The following is a 15890-nucleotide window of genomic DNA, read 5'->3' on the forward strand; positions in this document are numbered from 1 at the left end:
GGCACAATGCAAATATCATAACAACATATTGACACTCTGCAACTATGGTCGTCGTGCGAGAGCTGTTTCCTCTGGTCGGTGTGGACGTGGCCCTGTTCTGTGTGGACGATGACGGCTTGAAGGTGCTGCTGGTCAAACGGGCCGAAGATCCGTATGCCCGCCACTGGGCACTGCCCAGTGGCGTCCTCAAGCCACACCTGGACGACTCGCTGATGGCCGCCGCTCGACGTGTACTGGCCCACAAGGTGAGCGTGGAGCTGCCGCATGTGGCCGAGGTATCCACCTTCAGTGGTCCTACCCGTGATCCCCGAGGCTGGTCCATTGCCACTCTGTTCTACGCCTTGCTGCCCAAGGACAAGATCAATGCACTCGTACGCAACAAGGTCGAAGCTGTCCAGTGGGTCAGTGCCACCAGTACCCGTCATCGTCTGGCCTTCGACCATGAGGAACAGCTGCAGGCCGCATTGCGGGCTCTGCGCTCGCGGGTGGAAGGCGACGTGCTGCCGCTGCACCTGTTGCCCGAGAAGTTCACCCTGACCCAACTGCAGAAGGTCTGTGAGGCCATCCTCGGCCGTGCCCTGGACAAGAGCGCGTTCCGGCGTCGACTCAAGGGCTCTACAGACCTGGTGGAACTGGACGAGTACGAGCGTGGTCCACAACGACCAGCGCAGCTCTTCAAGGCTCGGGAGGGCTTCACGTTCTGAGCAGATGCAAGGGCGGTGACACGAGGTCCTTGCAAGCTCCTCGCTCAAGTTGTCCTGGTGCTTCAGAAAATCTCGCTCAGCGCACAGCACACGTTGTTGATTTCCGCGCAATCCTGACCCCGGTTTTTCATCCAATATTGACCCCACCTGTTGGGGTGTAGCCGGGCTACGCGTCTGTGGATAAGTCTACTGTTGGTGCGTTCGTTTCTCCTTTCTCAATGACTTCCGGCAGGGCCGTCCTGGGCCGCCTTTTCTGAACGGTCTTGGGTGCTGCGCTGGAATGCTTGAACCGCCAGCTCTCGTTGCCGGTCTCCACGATGTGGCAGTGGTGGGTCAGCCGGTCGAGCAGTGCGGTGGTCATCTTGGCGTCGCCAAATACCTGACTCCATTCCCCGAAGCTGAGGTTGGTGGTGATCAGCACGCTGGTTCTCTCGTAGAGCTTGGAGAGCAGGTGGAACAGCAGCGCTCCACCGGCCTGGCTGAACGGCAGGTAGCCCAGCTCATCCAGGATCACCAGGTCCATGTAGACCAGCCGGTGGGCCAGCTGTCCGGCCTTGCCCTGGCTCTTCTCCAGCTCCAGCGCGTTGACCAGCTCCACGGTCGAGAAGAAGCGCACCCGCTTGCCGTGCCGCTGGATCGCCTCGATCCCGATGGCCGTGGCCAGGTGTGTCTTGCCGGTGCCCGGACCGCCGATGAGCACCACGTTGTGCGCGGCCTCGATGAACGCGCGGCCGTGCAGCGTGCGCACCAGTGCCTCGTCCACACTGGCCTGGCCGAACTCGAAGCCGGCCAGGTCACGGTGGGCCGGGAAGCGGGCTGCGCCCATCTGGTACGCCATCGAACGCACCGAACGCTCGGCCTGCTCGGCCCGCAGCAGCTGACTGAGGAAGGCTTCAGGGCTGAAGTCGGTGTGCCGTGCCTGCGCCGCCACCTCTGGGTAGTTGGCGGCCATGCCATGCAGCTTCAGGGCTTTGAGGGCGCCGATGATCTCCTGGCTCATGCGCGCACCCCCTGTGCGTCATCGTCGCCGACCGAGCGAAGCCGGTCGTAGCGCTGCACGTTGGCCTGCGGCGCCACCGTCAGGGTCACCACGCGCTACTACCTGATCGAGCGCGGCCGGGTGGTGGCCCAGGGCGATTACTCGAACGACGCCGGCCGGGCGGCACTGCTGAGCCGAATCAGCGTATCAGACGGCCCTGTTGGATTGGGTTGTGGCGCATGCGGCCAGCAATGGCACGGCAGCGGCCAGGGCTTCACGGCCGTCCGTCATCGCCGTGAGGCGGCACAGACCCCAGGCCCACCAGATGGCGGCGCAGAACGGAGAGGAAAGCGGCGGCGGCAGGATTGAGCGGCCTGCTCGGGTCGGTCACGGCCACGATCTGGCGCCTCAATCGAGGGGAGACGAAGCGATGCACCTTCACTTCCGCTCGTTCGAGCAGGCCGCGCACGGCGACATGGGGCAGGAGCGTGCAGAAATCGCTCTCGCGCACCAGCTTCAGGATGGCGCTGATGGAATCGATCTCGAGGCTGGGGCTCAGGTGGACATCCTCCGCTTCGGCAAAGTTCTCGATGATCCCGCGCAGACCGTGCCGGCGTGTGGGAAACACCAGCTTCAAGGCCGACATGCCGCTGAAACTCAAGGAAGCAGGCACGTCTGCGTGGGCCGGCCCCATGACCAGAAGCAGATCCTCGTCGGCGATGGTTTCGCTCTTGAGCGTCAGCGCCCGCCGTGGCTTGTTGATCACAGCGGCATCGAGTTGGCCGAGCGCCACCGCATCGATGAGGTCGCCGCTGAAGCCATCCGTCATCGACAGTTCGACCTTCGGATGGGCCGGGGAGAACTCAAGGATCGCGTCGACCAGCACGCCCTGCGCGATGGTCACGATCATACCGAAGCGCACCTCGCCGCTCAGCTCGCCCGTGGCTTCAACCACCTGTTCGCGCGCGCGTTGGTAACCCGTCACGACCGGTAAAAACAGGCGGTACAGGCGGCGGCCTTCGGGGGTGGGTTGCATACCTTGCGGCGTGCGCACGAAGAGTCGCTGCCCCACCTCCGCCTCGAGCTTGGCCATCTGCATGCTGAGTGCCGACTGGACGATGTGCAGGCGGCGTGCCGCGCGGGTTACCGAGCCGTCCTCGTAGAGGGTGATGAAGTACTGAATCTGCCGGAATTCCATGGTCGTCCAAGCCATCACTTAATCTGATTCACATCATCATAAAACTTTAATTGACCTGATACCAACGAACTCCTAGACTCGCCCTCCACTAAGCAGTCCCGCCCCCGTGCCCCCTGAGAACAATCAATCAACGGAGACAACATTCATGATCCCTACACCCCGCAAGGCGTTGCAATTGCTCGCGGTGCTCGCCGCCTTCGGCACCGGTGCCGCACAGGCGCAGGAGTACCCCACCAAGCCGGTGCGCATCGTTGTGCCTTATCCGGCCGGCGGCTTCAACGACACGCTCGGCCGGCTCGCGGCCAAGCACCTGGGCGACTACTGGAAGAAGCCGGTGATCGTCGACAACAAGCCGGGCGCCGGCACCATGATCGGAACCAAGGAGGTAGCCGGCGCGGCGCCCAATGGCCACACCATCCTGGTCGTGCAGTTCCCGTATGCCGCCAACCCCTGGCTGTACAAGAACATCGCATACGACACGCAGAAGGCCTTCGCGCCGGTGCTGCTGGCGGGACGCTCGCCCATGCTGCTGGTGACCCACGCACAGAGTCCGTACCGCACCGCCTCAGAACTCCTTGCAGCGGCCCGCGCCAAGCCGAATGTGTTGACCTATGGCTCCTCGGGTGCCGGCTCTTCGAACCACCTGGCGATGGCCTTGTTCGAAACCGCCACCGGTACGCAGATGCGCCAGGTCCCCTACAAGGGGAGCACCCCCATGCTGACCGACCTGGCCGGTGGCCAGTTCGACGTGGCCATGGACCTGCTGCCGCACGCGATGCCCTTCATGCAATCGGGGCGCGTGCGCCCGCTCGCCATCGCAGCACCGAAGCGGTCGCCCCTGCTGCCCGACGTGCCCACGGCGGCAGAAGCCGGCATCCCCGGCTACGAGGTCTCGTCCTGGCATGGCTTCGTGGTGCCGTCCGGCACCCCGCAATCCGTCATCGACAAGCTCAACACCGACCTCAACCGGATGCTGCACGAGGACGAGGTGCAGAAGGCCTTCGCCGCGCAGGGCGTCGTGCCCGACGGCGGAACGCCGGCGCAGTTCCGCGGCTTCATCGATGGCCAGATGGCCCTGTGGAAGAAGGTCGTGAGCGACCGCAACATCACTGTGGACTGAGAGGCCGTGCCCGGCTCCACACATGCTTGAAACACCCACTCCCCACCTGGGCCGCCGCGCGCAGCGTGTCGAAGACCGCCCGCTGCTCACCGGCCGGGGCCGTTACGGTGACGATGCGCCCGTGCGCGCCGGCACGCTGCATGCAGCGGTGCTGCGCTCGCCGCATGCACATGCCCGGCTGCTGGCCGTTCGTGCCGACAAAGCCTTGGCACTGCCCGGCGTGCGCGCCGTCCTGACCGCCGCGGACGTGCAACGCTGGTCTAAGCCCTTCATCGTTGGCGTGAAGGCGCCGATGGAACTGTGGGCCCTGGCCGTGGACAAGGTGCGCTACGTGGGAGAGCCGGTCGCCGTGGTGGTCGCCGAGAGTCGCTACATCGCGGAGGATGCGCTGGAACTGCTGGAGGCCGACTACGAATCCCTGCCGCCGGTCACGGACATACGCGCCGCGATCGCAGAAGGCGCTCCGGTGCTGCACGAGAAGGTGGGCAGCAACGTGGTGAGCGACCGCAGCTTCCGCTATGGCGACCCCGAACAGGCCTTCGCCAGCGCTCCGCACCGGGTTGCGCTCACGGTCGAATACCCGCGCAACTCCTGCACGCCGATCGAATGCGCGGTGGTGGTGGCGGAGTTCCTCTGCGAGAATGATGGCTACGACGTGCAGTCCAACTTCATGGGGCCGTTCTCGCTGCACACCGTGATGGCGATGGCACTGAAGGTTCCAGGCAACAAGCTGCGCCACCGCACCTTCCCGGATTCCGGCGGCAGCTTCGGGGTGAAGCAGGCCGTGCTCAATCCGGCCGTGCTGATGTGCCTAGCGGCGCGCAAGGCCGGCGCCCCGGTCAAGTGGGTGGAAGACCGGCTCGAGCACCTGACCGCCGCCACCTCGGCCACCGGCCGCCTGTGCCACGCGGCTGCGGCGGTCGAAGCCGACGGCCGCATCACCGCCCTGTCGCTGGACCAGTTCGACGACTGCGGCGGCTACCTGCGCGCGCCCGAGCCCGCCACCTTCTACCGCATGCACGGCTGCCTGACTGGCGCCTATGCCATCGCCAACCTCAGCGTGCGCAACCGGGTGGTGCTGACCAGCAAGACGCCCTCCGGCCTGGTGCGCGGCTTCGGCGGGCCGCAGGTGTACTTCGCGCTGGAACGCCTGGTGCAGCGCATCGCAGTTGAACTGAACATCGACCCGCTGGACGTCTACCGGCGCAACTTCATCCCCCGCGACGCGTTCCCCTACCGCGCGGCTGCCGGGGCGCTGATCGACTCCGGCGACTACCAGCGAGCCTTGGAACTGGCGCTGCACGAGGGCGGCCTGGCCGAGCTGCGCCAGCGCCAGGCGGCCGCCCGCGCCGAGGGCCGGCTATACGGCATCGGCTTCGCTGCCATCGTGGAGCCCTCCGTCTCCAACATGGGCTACATCACGACGGTGCTGCCCCGCGAGCAGCGCGCCAAGGCCGGGCCGAAGAACGGCGCCATCGCTGCCGCCACCGTCAGCATCGACCCGCTGGGCGGCGTGACGGTGGTCATCGCTTCCGCGCCGGCCGGCCAGGGCCACCGCACCGTGTGCGCCCAGCTGGCGGCCGACGTCTTCGGCGTCGATCCGGACGAGGTGGCTGTGAACGTTGAATTCGACACCGCCAAGGACGCTTGGTCGGTCGCAGCCGGTAACTACTCCAGCCGCTTCGCCGGTGCCGTGGCGGGCACGCTGCATATTGCTTGCCAGCGCCTGCGGGACAAGCTGGCGCGGATCGCCGCCGCGCAGTTTGGATGCGAGCCCGACCAGATGGTATTTGCAGGCGGCAAGGTCTATCCCAAGGACGCGCCCGAGCGTGGCCAGCCCTTCGGCCGGCTGGCGGCCAGCCCGCACTGGGCGCCCGGCCTGCTGCCCGAGGGCGAACCCGTTGGTTTGCGCGAAACGGCCTTCTGGTCACCGCCGCAGCTGACCGCCCCGGACGATGACGACCGCGTCAACACGTCGGCGGCCTACGGCTTCGCCTTCGACATCTGCGCTGTCGAGGTGGACCGCGCCACCGGCCGCGTCCGCATCGACCGCTATGTGACCACGCACGACGCCGGCACCCTCCTGAACCCGGCCCTGGCCGACGGCCAGATCCGCGGCGCCTTCGCCCAGGGACTCGGCGCGGCGCTGATGGAGGAGTTCCGCTATGGCAGCGACGGCAGCTTCCAGTCCGGCACCTTCGCCGATTACCTGGTGCCCACCACCTGCGAGGTGCCCGACCCGGTCATCGTGCACCTGGAAACGCCCAGTCCGTTCACACCGCTGGGTGCCAAGGGACTGGGCGAGGGCAACAACATGAGCACGCCGCCCTGCATTGCCAACGCGGTGGCCGACGCGCTCGGTTTGGCCGACGTCACGCTGCCGCTGACCCCCTCACGCGTGATGGACCTGCTGGGCATGGCCGACCCGCCACCCTCCCAGGGCGCCGCGCCGGCCCGGCCTGCGGGCGGCAAGGCCGGCAAGGCCTTGGCGGCGCAAGGCGAGATCCTGCTGCCGGCCGAACCCGAGGCGGTGTTCGCCGTGCTGATGGACCCGGCGGCCCTGGCCAAGGTCATCCCCGGTTGCCATGCACTGCATCAGACCGGCCCCTATCGTTACCGTGCGGACGTGACGGTGGGCGTGGGCATGATCAAGGCGCGCTATGCCGCCGAGATCGCGCTGAGCGACCTGGAGCCGCCGCACCGCCTGCGGCTTGCCGGTTCCGGCCTGTCCAGCATGGGCTCGGCCAGGGGCAACGGCCTGGTCACGCTCGAGCCCAGGGACGGCGGCACGCTGCTGCGCTACGACTACGAGGCCGAGGTCTCGGGCAAGGTGGCGGCCGTGGGTGGCCGCATGCTGGAGGGCGCGGCCAAAATCGTGCTGCGGCAGCTGTTCGAACAACTCGGCCGGCAGGCGGGCGGCAAGGGTGCCACGCCTTCGGGTTCATGGTGGCAGCGCTTGCTGGCCCGCATGGGAGTGGCGCGATGAAGCCGGCGGCCTTCGACTACGTGCGCGCGGAATCCTCCGAAGAGGCGGTGCAGCAGCTCAAGGCGCTCGGCCCCGAGGCGCGGATACTGGCCGGCGGCCAGTCGCTGATGGCCGTGCTCAACATGCGGCTGGCGCAGCCCAGCGTGCTCATCGACATTTCGCGCACCGACGACTTGAACTTCGTGCGCAGCGAAGGCGGCATGTTGGCGGTGGGGGCGGCAGCCACGCAAGCGTGTGTGGAGTGGCGCTCGACGCTGGCGCAGGAAGTGCCGCTGCTGTCGCAGGCCTTCCCTTTCATCTCGCATTTCCAGGTGCGCAACCGCGGCACCGTGTGCGGCTCTGTGGCCCACGCCGATCCGAGCGCCGAGATCCCGCTGGTGCTGCTGGCGCTGGGCGGCGAGGTGGTGCTGCGCAATGCCAGGAAGCGGCGCACCCTGCCTGCGGCCGAATTCTTCCAGGGCATGTTGATGACGGCGCGCGCACCCGACGAACTGGTGGAGCAGGTGCGCTTTCCGCTGGCCCAACCGGGCCAGCGTAGCGCCTTCACGGAGTTCTCGGCCCGCCATGGCGACTTCGCCATTGTTTCGGCCGCCGCCGTGGTCGACGCGCGCGGCCTCTGTCTCGCCATCGGCGGGGTGTCGGACCGGCCGCGTCTGGCGCAGTGGCCGGCCGGCCTGCGCGGCGCCGAGCTGGACAGCGCCCTCAACGACTTCGCCTGGGAGCTCGAAGCCCAGGACGACGCGCATGCCAGCGCTACCTTCCGCCGCCACCTCGTGCGCCAGCTCGGCGCGCAGGTAATCGCCCAAGTCACGGAGACCTCCCGATGAAGCAGTGCAGCCGCGACCACCAGCACACCGTGCGCCTGACGCTCAACGGCGCCGCCCGCAGCGCAGCCTGCGAGCCGCGCATGCTGCTATCGGACTTCCTGCGCGAAGGCCTGGGCGCGACCGGCACGCACGTGGGCTGCGAGCACGGCGTGTGCGGTGCCTGCACCGTGCAGATCGACGGCGTGGCCGGCCGCTCCTGCCTGACGCTGGCGCTGCAGGTCGACGGCCGCCGCGTCGACACGGTTGAAGGACTGTGCGATGGGGACGGGCCGATGTCCGACCTGCAGGAGGCCTTCAAGCGCCACCACGCCCTGCAGTGCGGCTTCTGCACCGCGGGCATCCTCATGAGCTGCGACGACTACCTCAAGCGTGTCCCGGACCCCAGCGAAGCGCAGGTGCGCGACATGCTGTCGGGCCATCTTTGCCGCTGCACCGGCTACACGCCCATCGTGGCGGCGGTGCTCGAAACCGCGTCGCTGCGCCGCCAGGCCGCGACCACCCCCCACCCCGGAGACTGATCCATGCTCGACCTCGGTACGACCTTCCTGCAAAGCGTCGAACGCAGCCCGCACGCGCTTGCCCTAGTGGACAGCGGCGTGCGTCTCACCTATGCGCAGTGGCACGAGCAGATCGGCCGCACCGTGGCGGGTCTGCAGCGCCTGGGACTGGGCCGGGGCGACCGGCTGCTGTCGGTGCTGCAGAACCGCCACCAGGCGGCCACGCTGCACTGGGCCTGCCAGTTCCTGGGCGTGGTGATCGTGCCGTTGAACTGGCGCGCCAAGGCCGACGAGATCGACTACTGCCTGGCCGACGCTGAGGCCAAGGCCGTGTTCTTCGACGCCTCCAGCGAGGAGGCCACCCGTGCCAGCGGCGGTGCGCGCGCGCTGCCGCGCATCGGCGTGGGCACGTTAGAAGGCAGCGATGCCACCGGCGATTGGGAGACCCTGCTGGCCGGCCCGGCGTCGCCGCTGCAGACCGCGGCCGATGCCGAGGATTTGTCGCTGATGCTCTACACCTCGGGCACCACCGGCAAGCCCAAGGGCGTGCCGCGCCGCCACCGCCAGGAGCGTGCTGCAGCGCTGGCGCACGTGGCGCAGAACCTTTACCGCCGCGGTGAACGCACGCTGGGCGTGATGCCCCTGTACCACACGATGGGTGTGCGCTCCCTGCTCGCCATGGCCCTGGTCGACGGCGTGTTCGTGTGCATGCCCCGCTTCGACACGCAGGAGGCGCTGGCCCTGATCGAGGCCGAGTGTCTGACCTGCCTGTACCTGGTGCCCACGCTCTACCACGACCTGCTGACGCAACGCGAGCGCGCCGGACACGGCAGCGGCCCAGGGCCCGACATCGCCTCGGTGAAGAAGCTGGGCTTTGCCGGCGCCCCCATGCACGACGCGCTGCTCAAGCGCCTGCAGGCGGCCTTCGAGCCCGAGCTCTTCGTGAACCACTACGGCTCCTCGGAGGTGTACACCTTCTCGATCGACCAGCAGGCGCTGGACAAGCCCGGCAGCGCAGGCCGCGCCGGCATCAACACCAGGCTGCGAGTGGTGCGCCTGGACGCATCCGGCGTCGACGACCGCGTGGCCCCCGGGGTGGAGGGCCAGATCATTGCCGACCTGCGCGGCGACGAAGCCTTCGAGGGCTACTGGAAACGCGAGGACGCCAACACCAAGTCGCTGCGCAGCGGCTGGTACTTCACCGGCGACACCGGCTACCTCGACGAGGACGGCGACCTGTTCGTCACCGGCCGGGTGGACGACATGATCATCAGCGGCGGCGAGAACATCTCGCCGGTCGACATCGAGTCCGTCATCTCGCTGTGCCCCGGCGTCGGCGAAGTGGCTGTGGCCGGGCTGTCGGACGAGCGCTGGGGACAGCGGGTCGTGGCCTTCGTCACCACCCGCGACGGCGGTGCGCCGCTGGATGCGCACGCGCTGGACGCGCACTGCCGCAGCTCCGACCTGCCCAACTTCAAGCGGCCACGCGAATACGTGTTCGTCGCCGAAATTCCCAAATCCCCCGTCGGCAAGGTGCTGCGCCGCAAGCTCGTGGCGGGTGAGTACACGCCCCTGCCGGCCGGCGAAGACCGTTCCGCCTGATCCCACTTCTCCCCGCACGCTCATGACCACTTCCGCCCCCGCCCTTTCCACCGACCTGCGTCGCTGGCTCGCCCACCTGTCCGACACCGGCCGCCTGGCCGTCATCCGCGAAGGTGTGAAGCTCGAACACCAGCTGGCCGCCATCGCCAAGCGGCTCGACGGCCGGCAAGCGGTCTATTTCCCCCGGCCCGGCGGGCATGACATGCCAGTGGTGTCGGGCTTCATGTCGCGCCGCGGCTGGATTGCCGAAGCCATGGGCGTGACCGAGTCGCAACTGCTGCAGCGCTTCCGCCAGGCCGCCGAGAACCCGCTGCCCTGGCGGGAGGTGCCGACGGGCGAGGCACTCTGCCAGCAGGTGGTGCAAAAGGGCGTCGATCCGCGCGAGGTGCTGCCCATCCCCACCCACAGCGAGCACGACAACGGCCCCTACATCACCGCCGGCCTGGTGATCGCCCGAAACCCGAAGACGGGGGCGCAGAACGTTTCGATCAACCGGATCCAGGTCCACTCCAAGGAGCGCATGGCGATCCTGATGCTGCCGCGCCACCTCTGGGCCTTCTACAAGGAAGCCGAAGCGCGCCAGCAGCCGCTGGACGTGGCGGTGGTGATCGGCGTCGACCCGCTCACGCTGCTGGCCTCGCAGGCCATTGCCCCGCTCGATTGCGACGAGCTGGAGATCGCCGGCGCCCTGCACGGCGCCCCGTTGCGCGTGGTCAAGTGCCTCACCAATGATGTACGCGTGCCGGCCGACGCCGAGGTGGTGATCGAAGGACGCATCCTGCCGGGCGTGAAGGAGCTGGAAGGCCCCTTCGGCGAGTTTCCCAAGTACTACAGCGCGCGAGAGCACCGCGAGGTGATCCAGGTGGACGCCATCACCCATCGCCGCGATCCGGTCTTCCACACGATCGTCCCCGCCGAGATGGAGCACCTCCTGCTGGGTTCCATCCCGCGCGAGGCGACGCTGCTGGCCCACCTGCAGCGCAGCTTCCCCAACGTGCTGGACGTCCATCTGTCGGTTGGCGGTGTCGGCCGCTACCACCTGTTCGTCAAGATCCGGAAGACCCACGAGGGCCAGCCCAAGAACGTGATCTGCGCTGCGTTCGGCGCGCACTACGACATCAAGCAGGTGGTGGTGGTGGACGACGACGTGGAGGTGCACGACCCGCTGCAGGTGGAATGGGCAGTGGCCACGCGCTTTCAGGCCGACCGGGACCTGGTCGTGATCGCCGGGGCGCAAGGCTCGGTGCTTGATCCTTCCACCACGGTGGGCCAGGAATTCGGCGAGAACAGCGCGCCGCCATCCCACGTGCAGGGCATCAGCGCCAAGATGGGCCTGGACGCCACCAAGCCCGTGGTCTACCACGAGCATGTCTTCACCAAAGTGCGCGTGCCGGGCGAGGACACCGAGGACCTGGACGCGCTGATTGACACGTCAGCCCGCGTCAACTTCGAGACCGGCAAGGTGCAAAGATGACCACAAAGCGCCTGATCGTGGCGATCACCGGTGCCAGCGGCGCCATCTACGGCATCCGCCTGCTGCAGGTGCTGCGCACGCTGCCCGGTTGGGAGACGCACCTGGTGATGTCCGCCTCCGGCGCGCTCACCGCGTCTCAGGAGGTGGACCTCAAGCGCAGCGAGATCGAGGCCCTGGCCGACGAAGTGCACAGCGTCAAGGACATCGGCGCCGCCGTCTCCAGTGGCTCCTTCCGCACCGCCGGCATGGTGGTGGCACCCTGCTCGATGAAGACACTGGCCGGCATCGCTCATGGGCAGGGCGACAACCTGGTCAGCCGCGCCGCAGACGTGGTGCTGAAAGAGCGGCGTCGCCTGGTGCTCCTGGCGCGCGAGACGCCCCTGAACCTGGCGCACCTGCGCAACATGGTCGCCGTGACCGAGATGGGCGCCATCGTGTTCCCGCCCGTGCCGGCGTTCTACGTCCGTCCCGCGTCGCTCGATGACATGGTCAACCACACCATCGGCCGCGTGCTGGACCTTTTCGACGTTGAGCACGCCGATCTCGTCACACGCTGGGAGGGCCTGCGCCAGCCTCAGCCGGCCGCCCTGGTGCGCATGCCCAATCCCTGAATCCTCTTCTTCCATCGATCACCAGGAGACCTTTATGACCCAACTGACCCACCCGGCCCAAACCCTGCTCGAACATCTGGACGGATTCAGCGTTCAGATCGACGCCGCGCGCGAGCGCGCAGACATCGTGCTGCACCGTCCGCCCTACAACATCATCTCCATGGCCCAGCGCGACCAGCTGCGGCTGGTGTTCGAGTCGCTGGACGAGAACCCGGCCGTGCGGGTGATCGTGCTGCGTGCGCAAGGCGAACACTTCTCCAGTGGTGGCGACATCAAGGGCTTCCTGGAAGCCTCCCCGGAGCACGTCTCCAAGCTGGCCTGGAACATCGCCGCCCCCGCTCGTTGCAGCAAGCCGGTGATCGCAGCCAACCGGGGCTACTGCTTCGGCGTCGGCTTCGAGATTTCGCTGGCCTGCGATTTCCGCCTGGTGACCGAAACCACGCGCTACGCCTTGCCCGAACAGAAGCTGGGCCAGATCCCCGGCTCCGGCGGATCGGCACGCCTGCAAAAGATGGTGGGCATCACCCGCACGAAGGACATCGTGATGCGCTCGCGCCGAATTTCGGGCCTGCAGGCGCACGAGTGGGGCGTGGCCACCGAATGCGTGCCCGATGCCGAGCTGGAAGCGGCCACCGATCGACTGGTGGACGAGCTGCGCGCTTTCTCGCCGATTGCGCAACGCACCGCCAAGAAGCTGCTGAACGATACCGAGGACGCCACGCTGACCGTGGCCATCGAGCTGGAAGGCCATTGCTACAGCCGGCTGCGCAGCTCCGATGACTTCCGCGAGGGCGTCGAGGCCTTCCACGGCAAGCGCAATCCCAACTTCATCGGTTCCTGAACGTCGTTCGGATTCGAAGCGCTGCCTCCCATGAACCATGTAAAACCCGTCAGCAGGCAGGATGCGTGGAACTTCATCGTGGCACGCTATCGCGACCTCACACCCGACGAGTTGAAGCATCTCCACGGACAGCAGGATGCGCATGGGCTGGACATCGTGCTGCATCTGTTTCAGGCGTACTCGGCCTTGCGGCTCGGACGATCACTCACGCCAGACGAAGTCGCCTCCGCCGGATCGCAGATCGCCGGTTGGCGCTCCGAAGTGATCTTGCCCCTGCGGCGACTGCATCGGGCGCTGAAGGATCCGCCGGGCTTCGCTCCAGTCCCGCCGGAAAGTGCGCAGGCGCTTCGTACCCTCATTGCCCGGGCAGAACTGGAAGCCGAGCAGGCCGAGTTGTACGCGCTGTGCGACTGGCTTTCTTCGATGGCGGCCCCGCAGATCCACGGCGCCGACCAGCCACATCGGTGAAACGACGGCCGCGTTCCTTCAGGAGGATCGATGACGACAGCACTCAGGATTGCGCAGGGCGGATTCGGACGCCTGGCACTGCTCGACATGGACACCCCGCTGGTTTCGCATGCGCATTCGCAGTGCCATGTGATCTTCAAAGCCAGCGGCGCCGATTCCGCGTTCTACGTCAGCGAGGAGCGGCTCCCGGTCACCGACCGCACCGCCATCCTGGTGAATGCCTGGGAGCCGCACTACTTCTACAGCGAGCCGGACTTTCCGCGCACCGTCTACCTGGCGCTGTACATCGAACCCCGGTGGCTGGCGACGCTGCACGACCCGCTGCGTCTGGCGGCCCATCCCCGCTTCTTCCCGCGGCCCTGCGTGCAGATCACGCCCCGCATCCGCAAGCTGGCGGATGATCTGATCGGTGATCTGATGTCGCCGATCCCGATGAAGCAGGAGCGCCTGGAGATCGCCTTGTTCGACCTGATGCTGGCGGTCAGCGAACAGTTCTCGGCGTTGGAGAGCATCCAGGACCTGATGCGGCCGGAAGGGTTGAGACTGCCCGATTCGCGCATCCAGCGCGCGCTCAACCACATTGGCGATCACCTCGGCCAGGCACTGGATGCAGATCGGCTGGCCGCCTCCGCGCATCTGTCGCGCGCGCAGTTCTTCGTGCGCTTTCGCCGCTGTACAGGGATGACGCCACACGTCTATGTCAACACCTTGCGGGCCGAAACCGCCTGCCGGCGGCTGGCGCAGGCGGACGATCGCACCAGCCTCGGGCGCCTTGCGGAAGACCTGGGCTTCCCCGACCAGGGCCACTTCACGCGCTTCATCCGTGGCCAGATCGGTGTGACGCCCGGCGAGTACCGGCGCGTGGTGCAGGTGTATTGACTGCTACTTCAGCTTCTCCAGTGTTCCCGCAGAAGGCACACAGACCAGCATCGCCTCAAAAGTGTCAAGGATGTTGTCCAGTGTGAAGTTTCGCGTCCACAGGCGTGACGACGCGGGCGCGTCGTCAGCCGGCGCTTCCTTGATCGAGAACACCGTCGTCGTGTAGATCGCCACCAGTGACATGCGCTGTTCCAGCACCGGCGCAGGGATGTGGGCCAGCAGCTGTCGGAAGTGCTCGAGGCAGCGGCGATAGCCGGCATTCCACTTGGCGCCGATGTGAACGCGGAAAAGCGCGCGATGCGTGAGCTGCACGTTTGACAGGAAGCGCAGGTAGGTGCTGCCTTCGGCTTCCGTCACCGTCAGCTGGTACACCGGCCGGACGAAGGCATCCAGCACATCACGCACATGGCGCGGACCACCGTCCGCGGCCATCTGGTCGAGCAGGGCCAGGCGGAAGGCATCTACCTTCTGCGCGCCGTCGACCAGCAGCTCGCCGATCAATTCGTCCTTCGATCCGAAGTGGTACTGCAGCGAAGCCTTGTTGCGCTGCCCGGCCGCCGCAACGATATCGGCCACAGTGACGCCGTCGATGCCGTGCTGCGCGAACAGGCGCTGTGCAACGGCCTTCATCCGGACCTTCGTTTCCCTTCCGTCCGAGCGCACGGGTTTCAATGTTGACATGGTTAGTTAAGTGTGTAGAATTAACTAAGTAAGTATACTTAAATCAATGCCGAAAGGCCAGTCCGGTGCGTCCGTGCCGGATTGCTGTGCGAAATGAAAGGAACCATCATGAATCGCGAAGAGGAAATCGTTGCACGGTCCCTGTCCTACAGGAAGCAATACGTGGAAGACACCCCCGGCTGGTACCGCGGCGAGCTGCACCTGGGCTTCACGCTGGCATTCACCATCGGCGTGGTCTGGTATTGCGCAGCGCAACTGCAGAACACGACCTGGCAGGAATGGCTGTTCGTAGTGATTCCGATGTTTCTGTTCGGGAACTGGGCGGAGTGGGCCGGGCACCGCTATTTGTTGCACAGCCCCAAGAGCTGGATCAAGCCGGCCTACAAGCGCCACGTCGCGACCCACCACCAGTTCTTCTCCCACAAGACGCTCGATTACAACGGACACAAGGAGTGGCGCGCGTTGCTGTTCCCGCCATTTGCGCCCGTGCTGTTTGTGCTGGCGGCCCTGCCGGCGGCCCTGCTGATCGGCAACCTGTGGTCTGCCAACGCGGGGTACATCGCCATGCTGACGATGGCGTCGTACTTCCTGATGTACGAAGGCCTGCATACCTTGTCGCACCTCGAGCACCCGATTCTGGATCGCCTGCCGCTGGTCAACACGGTGCGGCGCATGCATGTACTTCATCATAACCCTGACTTCATGCACACCCGCAACTTCAACCTCACCTTCCCCATCTGCGATGCAGTGTTCGGCACCAGCGACCTGAACAAGGGCCTGCTCGGCACGCTGTTCAATGGCATGTCGGACGAGGCGCGAAACGAGGAGGACCAGGCCAAGTTGCGTGCCCAGCAGGTTGACCGCACCGGCCAGACAAATCCTGCCGGTAAGGACGCTGTGGGCGCCGCCACGTGCGAAGCGTCTGGTATGCAGGACGCCAGGCAGGGCTAATCAGGAGGGGCGCCTTTCGCCCCTCGGTCGCGAACCCATGCTGCTACTGCACATCGATCCAGACTCCATGGC

At 66.6% G+C, this 15890-nt stretch carries 15 protein-coding genes; 12 read left to right on the forward strand and 3 right to left on the reverse strand.

Going from position 1 to position 15890, the window contains the following annotated elements; genetic code table 11:
• The first annotated feature begins 44 nt into the window (after nt 1-44).
• Nucleotides 45-704, forward strand: a complete 660-nt coding sequence (locus HPF_RS15770; RefSeq protein WP_133157125.1) for an NUDIX hydrolase — start codon at nt 45-47, stop codon at nt 702-704.
• Between the two features lie 166 nt (nt 705-870).
• On the opposite strand, the gene istB is transcribed toward HPF_RS15770, so the two are convergent.
• Both istB and HPF_RS15780 read right to left on the reverse strand, forming a co-directional pair.
• A complete protein-coding gene (gene istB, locus HPF_RS15775; RefSeq protein ID WP_133157126.1) occupies nt 871-1704 on the reverse strand; it encodes an IS21-like element helper ATPase IstB in 834 nt (277 codons plus the stop codon).
• Nucleotides 1705-1957: 253 nt separating this feature from the next.
• Nucleotides 1958-2896 (reverse strand): LysR family transcriptional regulator, encoded by a 939-nt coding sequence (locus HPF_RS15780; protein ID WP_243721592.1) that lies wholly within the window; start codon nt 2894-2896, stop codon nt 1958-1960.
• Between the two features lie 130 nt (nt 2897-3026).
• On the opposite strand from HPF_RS15780, the gene HPF_RS15785 reads away from it, so the two are divergent.
• The 10 genes from HPF_RS15785 to HPF_RS15830 are packed head-to-tail and all read left to right on the forward strand — an operon-like array spanning nt 3027 to nt 14186.
• Nucleotides 3027-4001, forward strand: coding sequence for a Bug family tripartite tricarboxylate transporter substrate binding protein (locus tag HPF_RS15785; RefSeq protein WP_133157127.1), 975 nt, complete (start codon nt 3027-3029; stop codon nt 3999-4001).
• A 22-nt stretch (nt 4002-4023) separates the two neighbouring features.
• Nucleotides 4024-6987, forward strand: coding sequence for a xanthine dehydrogenase family protein molybdopterin-binding subunit (locus HPF_RS15790; protein ID WP_133157128.1), 2964 nt, complete (start codon nt 4024-4026; stop codon nt 6985-6987).
• A complete protein-coding gene (locus HPF_RS15795; protein WP_133157129.1) occupies nt 6984-7814 on the forward strand; it encodes an FAD binding domain-containing protein in 831 nt (276 codons plus the stop codon). Before HPF_RS15790 ends, HPF_RS15795 begins: the two co-directional genes overlap by 4 nt.
• Nucleotides 7811-8332 carry a (2Fe-2S)-binding protein gene (locus HPF_RS15800; protein ID WP_015015897.1) on the forward strand — a complete coding sequence of 174 codons (522 nt, stop codon included), beginning with the start codon at nt 7811-7813 and terminating at the stop codon, nt 8330-8332. The genes HPF_RS15795 and HPF_RS15800 overlap by 4 nt, the downstream gene beginning before the upstream one ends.
• Nucleotides 8333-8335: 3 nt before the next feature.
• Nucleotides 8336-9913 (forward strand): AMP-binding protein, encoded by a 1578-nt coding sequence (locus HPF_RS15805; protein ID WP_133157130.1) that lies wholly within the window; start codon nt 8336-8338, stop codon nt 9911-9913.
• A 22-nt stretch (nt 9914-9935) separates the two neighbouring features.
• Complete coding sequence (locus HPF_RS15810) at nt 9936-11387, forward strand: UbiD family decarboxylase (RefSeq protein WP_133157131.1); 1452 nt, start codon at nt 9936-9938, stop codon at nt 11385-11387.
• Nucleotides 11384-11998: a UbiX family flavin prenyltransferase gene (locus HPF_RS15815; RefSeq protein WP_133157132.1), complete on the forward strand. Its 615-nt coding sequence runs from the start codon at nt 11384-11386 to the stop codon at nt 11996-11998. The genes HPF_RS15810 and HPF_RS15815 overlap by 4 nt, the downstream gene beginning before the upstream one ends.
• A 34-nt stretch (nt 11999-12032) precedes the next feature.
• Nucleotides 12033-12839, forward strand: a complete 807-nt coding sequence (locus tag HPF_RS15820) for an enoyl-CoA hydratase/isomerase family protein (protein WP_133157133.1) — start codon at nt 12033-12035, stop codon at nt 12837-12839.
• Nucleotides 12840-12869: 30 nt separating this feature from the next.
• On the forward strand, nt 12870-13307 hold the full coding sequence (locus HPF_RS15825) for a DUF2390 domain-containing protein (protein ID WP_133157134.1): 438 nt from the start codon (nt 12870-12872) through the stop codon (nt 13305-13307).
• Between the two features lie 30 nt (nt 13308-13337).
• Nucleotides 13338-14186: an AraC family transcriptional regulator gene (locus HPF_RS15830; protein WP_133157135.1), complete on the forward strand. Its 849-nt coding sequence runs from the start codon at nt 13338-13340 to the stop codon at nt 14184-14186.
• A gap of 3 nt (nt 14187-14189) precedes the next feature.
• Here HPF_RS15830 and HPF_RS15835 read toward each other — a convergent pair whose 3' ends face one another.
• Nucleotides 14190-14867 (reverse strand): TetR/AcrR family transcriptional regulator, encoded by a 678-nt coding sequence (locus HPF_RS15835; protein WP_243721593.1) that lies wholly within the window; start codon nt 14865-14867, stop codon nt 14190-14192.
• 108 nt (nt 14868-14975) lie between these two features.
• Between HPF_RS15835 and HPF_RS15840 the strand changes: the two genes are divergently transcribed.
• On the forward strand, nt 14976-15818 hold the full coding sequence (locus HPF_RS15840) for a fatty acid hydroxylase family protein (protein ID WP_243721594.1): 843 nt from the start codon (nt 14976-14978) through the stop codon (nt 15816-15818).
• Nucleotides 15819-15890 lie beyond the last annotated feature (72 nt).

It is taken from the genome of Hydrogenophaga pseudoflava (assembly GCF_004353865.1).
Classification (GTDB): Bacteria; Pseudomonadota; Gammaproteobacteria; order Burkholderiales; family Burkholderiaceae_C; genus Hydrogenophaga; species Hydrogenophaga pseudoflava.

What these genes read in the sequence shown, in the direction of transcription:
- HPF_RS15835 (WP_243721593.1), bottom strand. Translation starts at nt 14,867, where the DNA reads ATGTCAACATTGAAACCCGTGCGCTCGGACGGAAGGGAAACGAAGGTC.
- HPF_RS15780 (WP_243721592.1), bottom strand. Translation starts at nt 2,896, where the DNA reads ATGGCTTGGACGACCATGGAATTCCGGCAGATTCAGTACTTCATCACC.
- HPF_RS15785 (WP_133157127.1), top strand. Translation starts at nt 3,027, where the DNA reads ATGATCCCTACACCCCGCAAGGCGTTGCAATTGCTCGCGGTGCTCGCC.
- HPF_RS15800 (WP_015015897.1), top strand. Translation starts at nt 7,811, where the DNA reads ATGAAGCAGTGCAGCCGCGACCACCAGCACACCGTGCGCCTGACGCTC.
- HPF_RS15825 (WP_133157134.1), top strand. Translation starts at nt 12,870, where the DNA reads ATGAACCATGTAAAACCCGTCAGCAGGCAGGATGCGTGGAACTTCATC.
- HPF_RS15840 (WP_243721594.1), top strand. Translation starts at nt 14,976, where the DNA reads ATGAATCGCGAAGAGGAAATCGTTGCACGGTCCCTGTCCTACAGGAAG.
- HPF_RS15790 (WP_133157128.1), top strand. Translation starts at nt 4,024, where the DNA reads ATGCTTGAAACACCCACTCCCCACCTGGGCCGCCGCGCGCAGCGTGTC.
- HPF_RS15770 (WP_133157125.1), top strand. Translation starts at nt 45, where the DNA reads ATGGTCGTCGTGCGAGAGCTGTTTCCTCTGGTCGGTGTGGACGTGGCC.
- HPF_RS15805 (WP_133157130.1), top strand. Translation starts at nt 8,336, where the DNA reads ATGCTCGACCTCGGTACGACCTTCCTGCAAAGCGTCGAACGCAGCCCG.
- HPF_RS15795 (WP_133157129.1), top strand. Translation starts at nt 6,984, where the DNA reads ATGAAGCCGGCGGCCTTCGACTACGTGCGCGCGGAATCCTCCGAAGAG.
- HPF_RS15830 (WP_133157135.1), top strand. Translation starts at nt 13,338, where the DNA reads ATGACGACAGCACTCAGGATTGCGCAGGGCGGATTCGGACGCCTGGCA.
- HPF_RS15815 (WP_133157132.1), top strand. Translation starts at nt 11,384, where the DNA reads ATGACCACAAAGCGCCTGATCGTGGCGATCACCGGTGCCAGCGGCGCC.
- istB (WP_133157126.1), bottom strand. Translation starts at nt 1,704, where the DNA reads ATGAGCCAGGAGATCATCGGCGCCCTCAAAGCCCTGAAGCTGCATGGC.
- HPF_RS15810 (WP_133157131.1), top strand. Translation starts at nt 9,936, where the DNA reads ATGACCACTTCCGCCCCCGCCCTTTCCACCGACCTGCGTCGCTGGCTC.
- HPF_RS15820 (WP_133157133.1), top strand. Translation starts at nt 12,033, where the DNA reads ATGACCCAACTGACCCACCCGGCCCAAACCCTGCTCGAACATCTGGAC.